Here is a 13,938-nt window from a genome sequence, read left to right on the forward strand (position 1 = left end):
CCAGCACCGGTGCGCCGGGCGCAAGCCGGGGCAGAACTCGATCCCACAGTGCCCGGCGGTCTGCCGCGGCGATATGGCCGAGCACACCGAACAGGCGCGCTGTGGGCGAGGCCGTCCGAGGTTATTGCCCCGGAGCCGGCATGTGGACGGTCTTGGTCTCGAAGAACTCCTCGAGCCCCTCGACGCCGCCTTCGCGTCCCATACCGGACTGCTTGTAACCACCGAAGGGCAGTGTGAAGTCGATGACCGACCCGTTCACGCTCACCGTTCCGGTGCGAATCCGTTGTGCCAGTGCGTAACCACGGTCCAGATCCTCGGTGTAGACCGCACCCGAGAGGCCGTAGACCGAGTCGTTGGCGATCGCGACCGCATCGTCCTCGTCTTCGTAGGTGATCACCGAGATGACCGGGCCGAACACCTCTTCCTGGGCGATACGCATATCGTTGCGGACACCGTCGAGCAGTGTCGGCGCGACGAAGTATCCGCGCGTGAGGCCGTCGGGTGCGCCTCCCCCGGTCACGACCGAGGCGCCGTCGGCCACCGCTGACTCGATGTAGCCCTGCACTCGATCGCGGTGGCGCGCACCGGCGAGCGGGCCGAGGAAGTTCTGCGGCTCCCACGGATTTCCCATCGGCAGTGCCCCGTAGGCGGCCGCCAGTGCCCCGACCACCTCGTCGTGGCGCTGCCGGGAGACCAGCACCCGGGTCAGGGCGATACACGCCTGGCCCGACTGCATGCATCCGCCCATCGGCAACGATTGCAGGACGTGATTCAGATCCGCGTCGTCGAGCACGATCGCGGCGGACTTGCCGCCCAATTCCAGTGAGACACGCGCGATCCGGTCACCCGCCAGCGCGGCGATCCGGCGGCCGGCGGCCGTGGAGCCGGTGAAGGTGATGTGATCGACGCCGGGAGCGGTGACCAGTGTCTCCGACACCTCACGGTCGGCCACGAGCACGCTGACCACGCCGTCGGGCAGTCGGCCCTCGTCGACCAGTTCGGCGATCACGTCGGCGAAGACCGCAGGCGACAGGGGCGCGTCCGGGGCGGCCTTGAGGACCACCGAGCAGCCGGCGGCCAGGGCCGGGGCGACCTTGAAGGCGATGGTGCCGATCGGGCCGTTCCACGGAATGATCGCGGCGACCACACCGGTGGGCTCCCGCAGGATCCGGGAGACACCGCCGTCGGCGCGGGTGCGGTCCGCACGCTGTTCGAACCGGCGTGCCTCGGCGGCCACCGCGTGGAACAGTCCGGTGCTCATCTGCTGAGTCGGCCCGCTGACGCTGACCGGTACCCCGACCTCGAGCACGCCGATGGTGGTCAGCTCCTCGATCCGGCGCTCGAGGCGACTACCGATCTCGTCGATCACCTCGGCCCGCTCGGCCATGGTCTTCGCCGACCAGACGCCCGAATCGAAACTGCGCCTGGCGGTTTCGACCGCCCGGGCGACATCCTCGGCGGTGGCGCTGCGGATCCGGGCGGCGCGCTGCTCGCTCCACGGATCGATCAGATCGATCCATTCGTCACCGGTGGAGTCGACCCAGCGGCCCCCGATGAAGACCTGTTCCCGGTCGGCGACCGAGGGCACGGCGACGGCGGTGTCGGTGGTGGTCATCGACATTCCCTTTCTCAGCGGTTGTTGTAGCCGGCGTCGACGGGCAAGGTGACGCCGGTGATGTAGCGGGCCTCGTCGGAGGCGAGGAAGGCCAGGGCGTTGCTGACATCGATCGCCTCGATCAGCTCCACCGGCATCGGGTTCTTGTAGGCCTCGTCGTTCATGACCTCAGGGTGGGCATTGACGAAGGCGCCGTATTCGGCATTGGCCACCATCGGGGTGTTCACACCGGTGGGGTGGATCGTGTTCACCCGGATGGAGTGCTTTGCCAGCTGCTTGGAATACAGCCGCATGAGTCCGACGACACCGTGTTTGGCGGCCGAATATCCCGCCTGTCCGGGAAAGGTGTTGAGTCCCATACTGGTCAGCCCGGCCGCCGAACTGGTGATGATGATCGAGCCACCCGCGTCGCGCTCGACCATCGGCGGCACGGCCACCTCGAGGGTGTGCCACACGCCGGTGAGCATGGTGTCGACCGCGTCGTGCCACGCCTGCGGTTCACTGCCCTGGTCGATCACCGGCATGATGCCCGCGTTCGCGGCGACGATGTCGACGAATCCGAACTGCTCGACACCGGCATCGTAGGCACGCTGCACATCCGCGCGATCGCGGACGTCACCGATCGAGGTGACGATGCGGCCGCCGGCCTGTTTCACCAGGCGAGTGGTTTCGGCCAGGTCCTCCTCGGTGGCCATCGGATAGAACACCGAGGGGATCTGCGCGCAGATGTCCATGCCGACGATCGCGGCGCCCTCCTGCGCGAGCCGTACGGCGTGCGAGCGCCCCTGCCCGCGCGCCACACCGGTGATGAAAGCGACCTTGCCTTCGAGACGTGCCATGAATTTCCTTCTCTCACTGACTTTTCCGAACGCACTCCGGATTCGACACGGTGGCGCTCCCGGGCGCCGAGGTGACATCTCCCGCACCCATTCGCGGTACGGGAGGCCCTTCGAGCGAGTCGATCGGCTGTGAATGGCGTCACATCACGGTAGCGTCGAAACACTCGGCAGTCAACAACGGACGAATATTGTCATTCATATCGTCCGTCTTGCGAGCGTACTGCAAAAAACGCATTTAGCAGCGTAAATACACCGGCAAATCTACGATCTGCCGATGCATTCACACCCACTCCAGGCTTGAATAAATCTATATTCGGTAGGTTTTGTCAGGATCCCGCTGGCGCCGGTCGCCGCGCGCCGGCCGGCAGCTGCAGCACCTCGGCGCGGATCAGCTCGTCGATCTCGTCGGCGGGCATCGCCAGCAGCTGCGCGCAGATCTCGCGGGTGTGCTCGCCGGGCAGCGGCGCCGGCCGCATCGGCGGGTCCGCGATCTCGTCGAAGATCGCGACGCGGGCCGCCGCGGGCAGGCCCGCCGCCAGTAGATCGTGCTCGACGACCGCATACGTCTCGCGCGCCGACAACTGTGGATCGGTGAGCAGTTGCGGCAGTCGCAGCATCGGGCCCGCGGGCACCCCCGCCGCCTGCAGGATCGCCGCTGCCTGCTGGGGATCGCGCGCACTCAGCCAGCCGGCCAGCAGCGCATCGGCTCGGTCCCGGTGCCGAATCCGCTGTGCCGCGGTGGCGAACCGTTCGTCGTGCCGCAGATCTCCACGCCCGAGGACCACGCACAACGCCTGCCAGTCGGCATCGTCGCGCACGCTGACCACACACCACTCGTCATCTCCCGCGCAGGCGTAGACGCCACCGGGCGCGGCGTATGGATCCGAATTACCCGGCGCGGTGACCGATCCCGGGTCCAGGCCCTCGGCGACGAGCTGCGTGCCCAGCTGCATCAGGGCGGTATCCGCCTGCGCCACTTCGATATCGGTTCCGTGACCGGTACGGTCGCGGGCGATCAGCGCTGCCAGCACCGCACTCGCGGTGATGTGCGCGGCGATGTGGTCGGGGTAGACGGTCTGACCGTCACACAGCAGCTCCTCGTCACCGGGATACCGCCACAGCGCCGACACCCCGCACGAGGCGCGGACCAGCGGTCCGTAGCCCAGTCGCGTGCGCCACGGTCCGGTCGCGCCGAACGCGCTCGATTCCGACACCACGATGCCCGGGTTGATCTCGGCGAGACTCTCGTAGGACAGCCCCATGGCCGCGAGCGTGCCGGGTTTGAAGTTCGCCAGCACCACATCGGCATCGGCCACCAGGCGGCGGAAGAGTTCGGCGCCTTCCGGATTGCGCAGGTCCACGCCCAGGCTGCGCTTGTTGCGATGGCCCCACGCGACCGAGGCCGCCAGTGCCGCACCGCGTTTCGACTGGCGCAGGCCGTCCGGGAAGTTCGCGTTCTCGATTTTGATCACGTCGGCGCCGTAATCGGCGAACTGCCTGCTCAGTTCCGCGCCGAACACGATCACGCCCAGGTCGAGTACCCGCAGCCCCGCCAGCGGCGCGACCGATGGATCGCCGGCGCCCGCCGGCGCGACCCGCCCGCGCGGGCGCACGAGACCGTCGTGCTCACCGGGTTGCGGTGCGCGCGTGCGGATCCCGGCCCGGACACCACCGACGGTGACATACCCCGACGGCACCGTCGCTCGCGTCCCCGGCGCGATCTCCGCGTCCACGAGCGCGCCGGACGCGCGGAAGTGCGGGGTGTTCAACACCTCGGACAGGGTGTGCACCCCACCGACCGGAACGCCTCGCCGCGCGCCCTCGGCCACCAGCTCCGCCTGCGTGCAGCTGGCGAACAGGGCGCCGATCAGGGGGTGCAGCGCACCCGCGGCGGCGAATCGGGCCGGGATGGTGTCGTATTTCGGATCCGCGAATTCGGCGGGCTCGCCGAGCCATTCGAACATGGCTCGCCACTGCCGCTTGGCCAGCAGGCAGATCCGGACGTGACCGTCCTTGCAGGCGAAGACCGGATAGAAGTCGGCGGCGTTCGGCCGCCCGCGCGGGAAATCCTCCGAACGCCCGGCCGCCGCGGAACCCTGGGTGCCGAAGCCGGGATCGAAACCGTGCACCACGGCCTCGAACGCCGATACGTCCACCGTCTCGCCGCGCCCCGTCGTGAGCCGGCGCCGGTAGGCGAGCAGGGTCGCCCACACCGCGTGCGCACCGACCGTCTCCTCCACCAGGCCCGCGGGCGGCAACAGCGGCTCGGCGCCGGGGGCACCCGACCGCGACAGCACCCCGGACATCGCGTAGAGAACCTCCTCGGTGGCCGCCCAGTCCCGGTAGGGTCCGGTCCGCCCGAAGGGGCTGATCGATGTCCACACCAGACCTGGTGCGGCAGAGCGTATCTCGGCGGCCGACACGCCATGTTCGGCCAGCAGTCCCGGCGGCAGCGATTCGACGACGACATCGGCGTCGAGGGCCAGTTCCCGAAACCGCTCGGCGCCCGCACCGGTTGCGAGATCGACGCTCACACCGAGTTTGTTGGCATTGCGCAACGCGAACGCGATACTCGTCCCGGCGACCGTGGGAGCGGCCGAGCGCGAGCGCGATCCGCCCGGCAGTTCGACGCGCACCACTTCGGCACCCAGATCGGCGAGGTAACGACCGCAGGATTCGCCGAGACCGTCGGTCAGGTCCAGCACGCGGACTCCGTCCAGCGGAAGACTCATCGCCTGCTCCCTCCGGCCACGGGTGCGGCGGCAGCGGATGTGCCGAAATACACCGATTTGGTGCGCTGGTACGGCGCGAGTCCCTCCGGTCCCAGCTCCCGGCCCAGCCCCGAGGACTTGACGCCGCCGAACGGCGCGGCCAGGTCCAGCAGATAGTGGTTGACCCCGAAGGTCCCGCTCTCGATGCGATCGGCGATCGCCAGACCGCGCTGCTCGTCGGTGGTCCAGACCGTGCCGCCGAGGCCGTAGCGGGAGTCGTTGGCGAGGGCGATCGCCTCCTGCTCGGTATCGAACGGCGTGATGGTGAGGACCGGCCCGAAGATCTCCTCCCGGGCGATGCGCGCGCGGTTGTCGACTCCCTCGAACACCGTCGGCTGCACGTACCATCCCACGGGCTGATCGCCGGGAACGGCTCCGCCGGTGGTGATCCGGTAGCCGTCCGCGCGCCCGGACTCGACGTAACCGAGCACGCGCTCGCGCTGCGCGGCGCTGACCAGGGGCCCGATCTGGGTGGCCCGGTCCAGCGGATCGCCGATCCGCAGCGCGCGCACCGTTTCGGTGACCGCCTCGACCACCTCGGCGTACCGCGAACGCGGCGCCAGGATCCGGGTGCCGGCGTGACAGGTCTGGCCGTTGTTCACCAGCGAGACCTCGAGCAGCTTCGCCGCGAACAACTCCAGATCGGCGTCCTCGGTCACCATCGACACCGATTTGCCGCCGAGTTCGAGCGTGACCGGGCGCAACAGCCGCCCGCACACCTCGCCGATGGCCTGCCCGGCCGGGGTGGACCCGGTGAACGCCACCTTGTCCACACCCGGATGCTCGACGAGGTAGGCCCCCGCCTCCCGATCGGCGGGCACGATGTTCAGCACGCCCGGGGGCAGGCCCGCCTCCTGCGCCGCGTCGGCGAAAACGTAAGCGTCCAGCGCGGTTTCGGGCGCCGGCTTGAGTACGACCGTGCATCCCGCCGCCAGCGCGGGCGCCAGCTTCATCGCGGCCAGCGACTGCGGATAGTTCCACGGGGTGATCGCCGCGACCACTCCCACCGGCTCGCGCCGCACCACGGTCCGGCCACCGAACACGCTGGGCCGCACATCGTCTCGGTCCGCGTCCCGGATCAGCCGGGCGTAGTACTCGACCATCAACGCCGGGGCGTACCCGTTGACGTTGATCGAGGTCGAGAGGGGCATGCCGTTCTCACGACTGGCCAGGGCCGCGGTCTGTTTCGCCCGCGACTTCAGCGCGGCGGCGAAGCGATCGAGGTGATCGGCGCGATCGGCGGCGCTGCGGGCACCCCAGGACGTCAGGGCGCGCCGTGCCGCCGCCACGGCGGCATCGATATCGGCCGGCCCCGCCAGTGCGGCTGTCCCGAGCAGCTTCTCGGTGGCGGCCTCGATCACCTCGACCACGGAAATGGTGCTCGGTGATGTCGGTTCCCCGTCGATGAACAGGGCGGTCCGGTCATAGGTGGTGGTGTCCATACTCGGTCCTCGGGGGTCAGAGGGTGTCTTCGTGCCCGAACAGGGTCGAGCTGACCAGCGGCGCCATCGGCCCGCCGATGAACAGCGAAAGCCGCGCGTTCGCCACGGGATTGGTCGAGGTGCCGCGAATCTGGCGCACCGCCTCGACGGCCAGTCCCATACCGTTGACGAACGAGTCGGCGATATTGCCGCCACTGGTGTTGACGGGCAGCTTGCCGATTCCGGCCGTGAGATTGTCGACGGTGAGAATCTCCCCGGCCGCGGGGCCCGCGGGCGCGAAGCCGTGGTCGATCAACGCGGCGATGGCGGGGCCACTGAAGTTCTCGTACACCTGCACCACATCGACGTCGTCGGCGGTGACACCGGCGGCGGTCCACAGCCGGTCCGCGACGCCGGGACGGCCGGGGCGGCCCGCGAATCCGGCGCTGGTGTAGAGATCGTCGTTGTCGATGATCGCGGAGTATCCGCCCGGTGCGCCCTGGGCTCCGGCGAGCACATAGGCGGCGTCGGGGCGCAGGGCGCGGGCCCGTTCACCCGAGACGAGCACCAGCGCGACCGCACCGTCGCTCTCGCGCGAGCAGTCGAACAGGTGGAACGGCTCGGTGATCATCCGCGACGATTCGTAGGTCGCCTCGTCCAGCGGCTTGCCATACCCGGCGGCGGTCGGATTGTTCTGCGCGTGCCGGTAGGCGGCCAGCACCAGCGCCCGCATCGCCTCGCGGGGGACCCCGTCGTGTTCGAGCAGCCGCTGGGTGCGCAGTGCGCAGACCTGAGCGGGTGAGCCCACACCGTGGGCGAGGTAATGGGATCCGTAGAAGTACTTCGCGTAGCCGAGCCGGCCCGTGTCCTCCTGGGCCATCGATCGGAACACCACGACGGTGTCGGCCTGCCCGGTGGCGATGGCGACCGCGGCGTTGTTGATCGCCGCGGCGACGGTGCCGCCGCCACCGCCCCACATCATGTTCGACCATCGCACATCGCGCACACCGAGCGCTCCGCCGAGCACGGCCCCGTCGTGTCCGCCACCGGCGTAGGAGACGAACCCATCGATGTCATGGGGTGAGACTCCGGCGTCGGCGCAGGCCGCGACGATGGCCTCCAGCGTCATCCGGAATTCGCCGTGCGGCGCCTTCCCGCGTTTGTAGTGCAGCTCCGCCGCACCGATCACCGCGGCCGCGCCGCGCAGTGTCGTTCCACTCATGCCCGCACTCCTTGCGCATCGGCTCGACGCCACCGCAGCAGCGGCCACGTCGCTCCGGGATCGAGTTCGATCCGACCGGCCACCCGGTCGCCGATGCGCACCCGCTCCGGCGCGTCATCGACGAGAAGGCCCAGCACCCTTCGGTTTCCGGCGCCCGGCAGCTCCACCAGCACCGTCACGTACGGCACTCGATCGGCCAGTTCGGTGATGAAGGGATAGTGGCTGCGGGCCCAGCTGTACACGGTGCCCACCGGCTCCACCGATTCCCAGGCGGGGTCGAAGGTGTGGCAGGCGCCGCAGATCCACTGCGGGCCCCAGATCCATTCGCCGCAGCTGCCGCAGTGCTGCAGTCGCAGCTCACCGGCGAGCAGGCCCTCCCAGTAGGGCTGGTCCAGACCGTCTGGCGCCGGCCCCCACGGCAACTCCGGCGCGGGGGTCTCGGCCGGTGCTTGGATCTGCTCGCCGCGCTCGGTCATGCCGGCTCTCCGGGCACCGGGAAGTTCTCCAGCGCCGCGGCTTTCCAGGCACCGTCGCGCAGTTCCCAGATCGAGCGCAGGCCGATCACACCCTCCGGGGTGTCGTACACCGTCTCACCGATCTGCTTGCCGTCCTCGGCGCGCACGTCCTGGATCCGGAATCCGTTGACGACCCCGCGCGGGACGGTCACACCGTCGAACACCGCCGGGATGTTCTCCTGCACCATATCGGCCATGGCAGCCTTGAACTTGCCGTCGGCGACGGCGCCGACATGTCGCTCATACAGTTCGCGAAAATCTTGATCAGGCATTCGAGCTCTCCTCGCTCCCCTGGTGGCGCGGGCGCCACGATCATTTTTACCTTAAGGCTTTAGGTTTATACGGTCAATGCGCGACCGCTGGCCGCCAGTGCGTCGTGCTAGTCGGCGGCGAAGTGGAAATCGCCCCCGGCGCCGATCTCGACCGGCGCACCGGCCACTTCGGCATTCGCCAATCGCTGCAGGGCACCCGCGTCGCGAGTCGAGGCCAGCGTGCGTCCGCCGTCGGGGGTACGCGCGGCGAGAAAACCGCTCTCGGGTTTCCCCGACCGATCGTGGACGACCGTCCATGCCTCGGCCACGCCCCCGCCCGCATAGCCGGAATGCGCGCGAACGACCGGCTCCCGGTCCACCCGATCCTGAACGTCGACGCGCCGGAAGCCCTCACGCGGTGGCTCGGTCCGATACACCCCGAAGGCGTGTTTGGTCAGATAGCCGCCGTTGGCGGTGATGAGCCCGTAGCTGCCCGGCGACTCCCGCAGCCGGGTCGCCATCGTCGCGATCGCGTGCGTGCTGTAGTTGTTCCACGGCCCGCCCGCGAAGGTCAGGCCGCCGGTCACCGTCAATGGCCGGTCCGGATCGTCGGTCGCCAGCCCCAGTTCGCACGCCGCGACCTGTACCGCGGACGGAAAGCACGAGTACACGTCGATCTGGGCCAGGTCGTCGATGCCGATGCCGGCCAGCTCCAGTACCTGCGCGCCCGCATGCCGGATCGCGGGTGAGCGGTCGAGGGCACCACGCGCGGCGATGTCGTAGGTGTCGTGCGCCTCGGTACCGGCCTGCGGGAAGACCCAGTTCTCACGCGGAATCCCCAGTCTGCGCGCAACTTCCACCGAGCACAGCAGCAGTGCCGCGCCCTGCTCGACCATGTTGTTGGAATTCATCAGCTTCGTATAGGGCGAGGCGATCCACCGGTTGCCTTCGCTGGGTGTCACGATCTCCGCGGCCGTGTGAACACGTGGGGTCCAGGCGTGCGGATTGCCCGCGGCGACCTCACTGAAGCGGGACCACAGGGCGCCGATGGCATCGCGATGGTCATCCATCGAGCGCCCGGCCGACACCCGCAGCGCCTGTTCGAACAGCGGGTAGATGTAGGCCGGGCGATCGAGCCCGGCCCGCTTCTCGGTGTCCGAACGCATCGGAACCTCGGGCACCAGCATCGGCGCCGCGGCAACGGTGTCGTCCTGCACGGTCCAGTCCGGCCGAACACCCCGCGCGCGCAGCTTCGTTCGAGTGCGCCAGGATTCCGCGCCACCGACCAGGACCACATCGCAACGGCCGGCGGCGATGTCCTGCGCGGCCTGATTGACCAGTACCTGCGGCGTGCTACCACCGCTTCCGGTATAGCCGGTGTGGCGTGGCGTGGCACCGATACGCCGGCCGACCAAGGCGCCCGGATCGCGGTAGCGCCACGACAGCAGCCCGACGATCCGCACGGAATCGACCATTTCCAGCAGCCGCGCGGTACCCGCCTCGGTGGCGGCGCGCGAGGCCGCGTAGACGATCAGATCGACCGGCTCGCAACCACCCTCGCGTTCATTGATCTGGCCACCACCGACGAGGATCGGCGTACGCGGATCCACACTCATGACCGCGCCGCCTCGACAATCCGTTCCCGGGATCCGGGTTTCGGCCAGCCCCCGAGGATGAGCGTGGTCAAACAGGTCGGCTTCCAACGATTCACGATGTCCTCACAGATCTTGTCGACGGGACCGACGAGTGCCACGTCCTCCACCATCGCGGTCGGCACGGCCTGCGCGGCCAGATCGGCGCGGCCGTCGAGATACAACCGCTGGATCTCGGCGCATGCCTGGCCCCACCCCATCCGCACGAACACGTCGTTGTGGAAATTCGCCCCCTTGGCTCCCATCCCGCCCGCGTACAGGGCGACGACCGGCTTGAGCCGGGCGGCGGCGCGCTCCACATCGTCGTCCTCGGACAGCCAGCACACATTGGCGACCTCGAACTCGGCGGCAGTGCGGCGAGCGCCCTCGCGAGCGAATCCCTCGGCCAGCGCGGTCCGATAGAAGTCGTCGGTCTTCGGCGAGAACCACAGCGGCGTCCAGCCGTCCGCGATCTCGGCGGCCAGCGCGACATTCTTGGGCCCCTCGGCGCCCAGGTGGACCGGGATATCGCGGCGCAGGGGATGCACGATCGACTTCAGCGGCTTCCCCAGCCCGGTACCGCCCGGGTACGGCAACCGGTAATGCTTGCCCTGGAAGGTCACCGGTTCCTCGCGCGCCCACACCGCACGCATGATCGCGATGTACTCGCGGGTCCGTTCCAGCGGGCGCGGATAGGGCCGGCCGTACCAGCCCTCGACCACCTGCGGCCCGGAGGCGCCGATGCCGAGGATCAGCCGACCGCCGCTGAGATGGTCGACGGTCTGGGCGGCCATCGCCAGCGCGGTGGGTGTGCGGGCCGAGATCTGGCACACCGAGGTTCCCAGCGCGATCCGGCTGGTCTTGGCACCCCACCACGCCAAGGGGGTCAACGCGTCGGAGCCGTAGGATTCCGCGGTCCAGAAGCTGTCCACGCCCAGCGCTTCGGCCTCGGCGATGGTCTGCTCCATCCGCCGCGGCGGCCCCGCACCCCAGTACCCGGCCATCACGCCGACCTTCACCGTCGCCACCCGCCCTTCGTTGCTGTAGTCAAAGCTGTTGTCCTGTCAGTGATTCCGGTAAACCGGCGGGCGCTTCTCCAGGAACGAGTGCACCGCTTCGCGATGGTCACGAGTCAAGGCGCTCAGGATCTGGGTCCGGTTCTCCAGATCGATGGCAGCACGCAAACTGGGCGCCTCGAGGTTGGACCACATCACCTCCTTGGTCATCCACACCCCGAACGGGCTGTTGCGAGCGATGTCCCCGGCGGTGTCCAGCGCGGCGTCGAGCAGCCGGTCACCGGACTCGATCGAGGACACCAGGCCGATACGCTCGGCCTCGGCGGCCTCGACCGAGCGTCCGGTCAGCAGAATCTGTGCGGCCCTGGCGAATCCGATCATCCGGGGCAGCAACCAGCTGACGCCGATATCGCAGTTGGACAGGCCTCGATTGATGAACGAGGCGTGCAGCGCGGCGTCATCGGCGATGATCCGGATATCGGCCATCAGTGCCAGTGCCATGCCGCCACCGGCGGCCGCACCGTTGATCGCGGCGATCACCGGCGGGCGCGCACCCCGGAACGCCTCGACGAGCGCGGCGATGTGCTGCTGCACTCGAAGACCGGCCTGCGCTCGCCCCTCCCCCTCGGCCGCGCCGGGCGGGGTGCCGTAGCCGCGCAGGTCCAAACCGGCGCAGAAGGCTCTTCCGTTTCCGGTCAGCACGATCGCGCGGACCTCGGCATCGTGGCGTACATCGGCCAGCACCGCGTGCAGGCCCTCGATGAGTTCGGCGTTCATCGCATTGAGCGCGTCCGGTCGGTTCAGGCGGATCAGCAGGACACCGGGACGGGGACGCTCGGTCTGGATCAGGTCGGACATCTGTCGGACTTCCCTCGAATCGTCGGCGACGGTTGCCCGGGAGGCGGTACCGTCAATCATAAAGCTAATACCTTTAGGTTAATAACTCAAGGTCGGGGCACAATCGAAAGGCTGATAGAGATGATGGAACTGAACGGCAAGGTCGCCGTGGTCACCGGTGGGGCCAGCGGTATCGGGGCCGCGACCTGCGCGCTGCTGGCCCGCTGCGGCGCCCGGGTCGTGGTCACCGACGTCGACGATGCGCGTGGTGCGGCGGTGGCCGCGAACCTCGGCGAGCAAGGCATCTATCTGCACGCCGATGTGACTCGCGAACACGACATGGCCGCCGCGATCCGCACCGCGGCCGAGCGATTCGGGCGGCTCGACGCCATGGTCAACAACGCCGGTCGGGTCGGGACGTGGACCTACCTCGAGGACATCACGCTCGACGAGTGGGACGCCACCTTCGCGGTACTCGCGCGCAGCGCGTTCCTCGGCACGAAACACGCCGCACGCCTGATGCGCGAACAGGGGTCCGGCGCGATCGTGAACATCTCCTCGGTGGCGGCGTTGCGCACCGGATTCGGACCGCATCCCTACGGTGCGGCCAAGGCGGCGATTCTGGCGCTGACCCGCAGTGCCGCCAGGGAACTCGCGCAGTTCGGGGTCCGCGTCAATGCCGTGACGCCCGGTGGCGTCGCCACCCGGATCCAGGGCCACGGCGCCGGTCTGGAAGGCGAGGCACTCGACGCGAGTGTCGATGCCACCCGCCGCGGACTGCGTACCTTCCAGCCGATCGCGCGCGCGGGTGAGGGAGACGACATCGCCGGGGCCATCGGATATCTGGTGTCGGATGCCGCCTCCTTCGTCACCGGCCAGAACATCGTCGTCGACGGCGGGCTGACACTGGGCAAGGCCTGGCCGGGCAACTACCGCGCCGAAGCCGACGCCACCGCGGAGCGCGACCGCACCCGCTGACGCCGGGCGCCGGTGTGGTCCCGGCGAATCCCGGAGAGCACACCGGCGCCGAGGTTCACACGCCGACCGGCCCACCCAGCCACACGCCGACCTCTTCCCCGGACACATGCTGCCCCGCATCGCTCACCAGGAACGACACCGTCGACGCGATCGATTCGGCCGGTATCCGCGGCCAGTTCGCGGCAAGGGTTTCCACCGCGTTCGGCCCACCGGAGGCGATGATGTCGGTGTCGACGAATCCCGGCATCACCGCATTGACCGTGACTCCGCGACGCGCGACCTCGAGCGCCATGCTGCGCGTCATGCCGACCAATCCCGCCTTCGCCGCCGCATAGGCGCTCATCCCCGGCGAGGGCCGTCGGCCACCGGACGCGCTGGTGACGAAAATGATCCGGCCCCAATTGTTTTCGTACATTGCCGGGAGCGCGGCGTGGGTGCAGTAGAACGCCCCGCTGAGATTGACGCCGATCACCCGGTCCCAGTCGCGCGGCGACTGCTTGCGGGCCGCACCGGCGAGATTCATCCCGGCGTTGTTCACCAATACGCTCGGCGCACCGAGTTCGGCGGTCGTCGTCGCGATCAGCGCGGCGGCCTGGTCCGCGTCGGACACATCGGCGCCGATCGCGGTCGCGCGCCCGCCCTCGGCCACGATCTGCTCCGCGATCCGCTGCGCGTCCCGCGCGCTCGACGAATAGTTGACCGCCACCGCGAATCCGTCGGCGGCGAGGCGACGGGAGATCGCGGCCCCGATTCCCCGGCCCCCGCCGGTCACCACCGCGACGCGCTCACGATCTGTCGAATTCAGCACTGCCGCACCAGCTCCGGATTCGGCGATCCCGCAT

Annotated in this window: 12 protein-coding genes; 1 reads left to right on the forward strand and 11 read right to left on the reverse strand. The window is 69.1% G+C overall.

The window, feature by feature from the left end:
• Window positions 1–121: 121 nt before the first annotated feature.
• From AB0L57_RS27030 to AB0L57_RS27075, 10 genes are all read right to left on the reverse strand, one after another.
• On the reverse strand, window positions 122–1,615 hold the full coding sequence (locus tag AB0L57_RS27030) for an aldehyde dehydrogenase (protein WP_364967726.1): 1,494 nt from the start codon (window positions 1,613–1,615) through the stop codon (window positions 122–124).
• A gap of 14 nt (window positions 1,616–1,629) precedes the next feature.
• Complete coding sequence (locus AB0L57_RS27035; RefSeq protein WP_364967728.1) at window positions 1,630–2,454, reverse strand: mycofactocin-coupled SDR family oxidoreductase; 825 nt, start codon at window positions 2,452–2,454, stop codon at window positions 1,630–1,632.
• A 326-nt stretch (window positions 2,455–2,780) separates the two neighbouring features.
• Window positions 2,781–5,186, reverse strand: coding sequence for a CoA transferase (locus AB0L57_RS27040; RefSeq protein WP_364967731.1), 2,406 nt, complete (start codon window positions 5,184–5,186; stop codon window positions 2,781–2,783).
• Window positions 5,183–6,667 carry an aldehyde dehydrogenase gene (locus AB0L57_RS27045; RefSeq protein ID WP_364967733.1) on the reverse strand — a complete coding sequence of 495 codons (1,485 nt, stop codon included), beginning with the start codon at window positions 6,665–6,667 and terminating at the stop codon, window positions 5,183–5,185. Before AB0L57_RS27045 ends, AB0L57_RS27040 begins: the two co-directional genes overlap by 4 nt.
• A 16-nt stretch (window positions 6,668–6,683) precedes the next feature.
• Window positions 6,684–7,868 carry a transporter gene (locus AB0L57_RS27050; RefSeq protein ID WP_364967736.1) on the reverse strand — a complete coding sequence of 395 codons (1,185 nt, stop codon included), beginning with the start codon at window positions 7,866–7,868 and terminating at the stop codon, window positions 6,684–6,686.
• Window positions 7,865–8,344, reverse strand: a complete 480-nt coding sequence (locus AB0L57_RS27055; protein ID WP_364967739.1) for an OB-fold domain-containing protein — start codon at window positions 8,342–8,344, stop codon at window positions 7,865–7,867. The genes AB0L57_RS27050 and AB0L57_RS27055 overlap by 4 nt, the downstream gene beginning before the upstream one ends.
• Window positions 8,341–8,655, reverse strand: a complete 315-nt coding sequence (locus tag AB0L57_RS27060; RefSeq protein ID WP_364967741.1) for a hypothetical protein — start codon at window positions 8,653–8,655, stop codon at window positions 8,341–8,343. Before AB0L57_RS27060 ends, AB0L57_RS27055 begins: the two co-directional genes overlap by 4 nt.
• 107 nt (window positions 8,656–8,762) lie before the next feature.
• Complete coding sequence (locus tag AB0L57_RS27065; RefSeq protein WP_364967744.1) at window positions 8,763–10,250, reverse strand: acetyl-CoA acetyltransferase; 1,488 nt, start codon at window positions 10,248–10,250, stop codon at window positions 8,763–8,765.
• Window positions 10,247–11,284 (reverse strand): LLM class F420-dependent oxidoreductase, encoded by a 1,038-nt coding sequence (locus AB0L57_RS27070; protein ID WP_364968047.1) that lies wholly within the window; start codon window positions 11,282–11,284, stop codon window positions 10,247–10,249. The genes AB0L57_RS27065 and AB0L57_RS27070 overlap by 4 nt, the downstream gene beginning before the upstream one ends.
• A gap of 45 nt (window positions 11,285–11,329) precedes the next feature.
• The gene (locus AB0L57_RS27075; RefSeq protein WP_364967747.1) at window positions 11,330–12,139 is read right to left on the reverse strand and encodes an enoyl-CoA hydratase-related protein; all 810 of its coding nucleotides are present in this window, start codon (window positions 12,137–12,139) and stop codon (window positions 11,330–11,332) included.
• Window positions 12,140–12,259: 120 nt separating this feature from the next.
• Between AB0L57_RS27075 and AB0L57_RS27080 the strand changes: the two genes are divergently transcribed.
• Window positions 12,260–13,096 (forward strand): glucose 1-dehydrogenase, encoded by an 837-nt coding sequence (locus tag AB0L57_RS27080; RefSeq protein WP_364967749.1) that lies wholly within the window; start codon window positions 12,260–12,262, stop codon window positions 13,094–13,096.
• 55 nt (window positions 13,097–13,151) lie between these two features.
• Here the strand turns inward: AB0L57_RS27080 and AB0L57_RS27085 are convergent, their stop codons facing one another.
• Complete coding sequence (locus AB0L57_RS27085; protein ID WP_364967752.1) at window positions 13,152–13,904, reverse strand: SDR family NAD(P)-dependent oxidoreductase; 753 nt, start codon at window positions 13,902–13,904, stop codon at window positions 13,152–13,154.
• Between the last annotated feature and the right edge of the window lie 34 nt (window positions 13,905–13,938).

The organism is Nocardia sp. NPDC052254 (assembly GCF_040679495.1).
In the GTDB taxonomy this organism is placed as follows: Bacteria; Actinomycetota; Actinomycetes; order Mycobacteriales; family Mycobacteriaceae; genus Nocardia.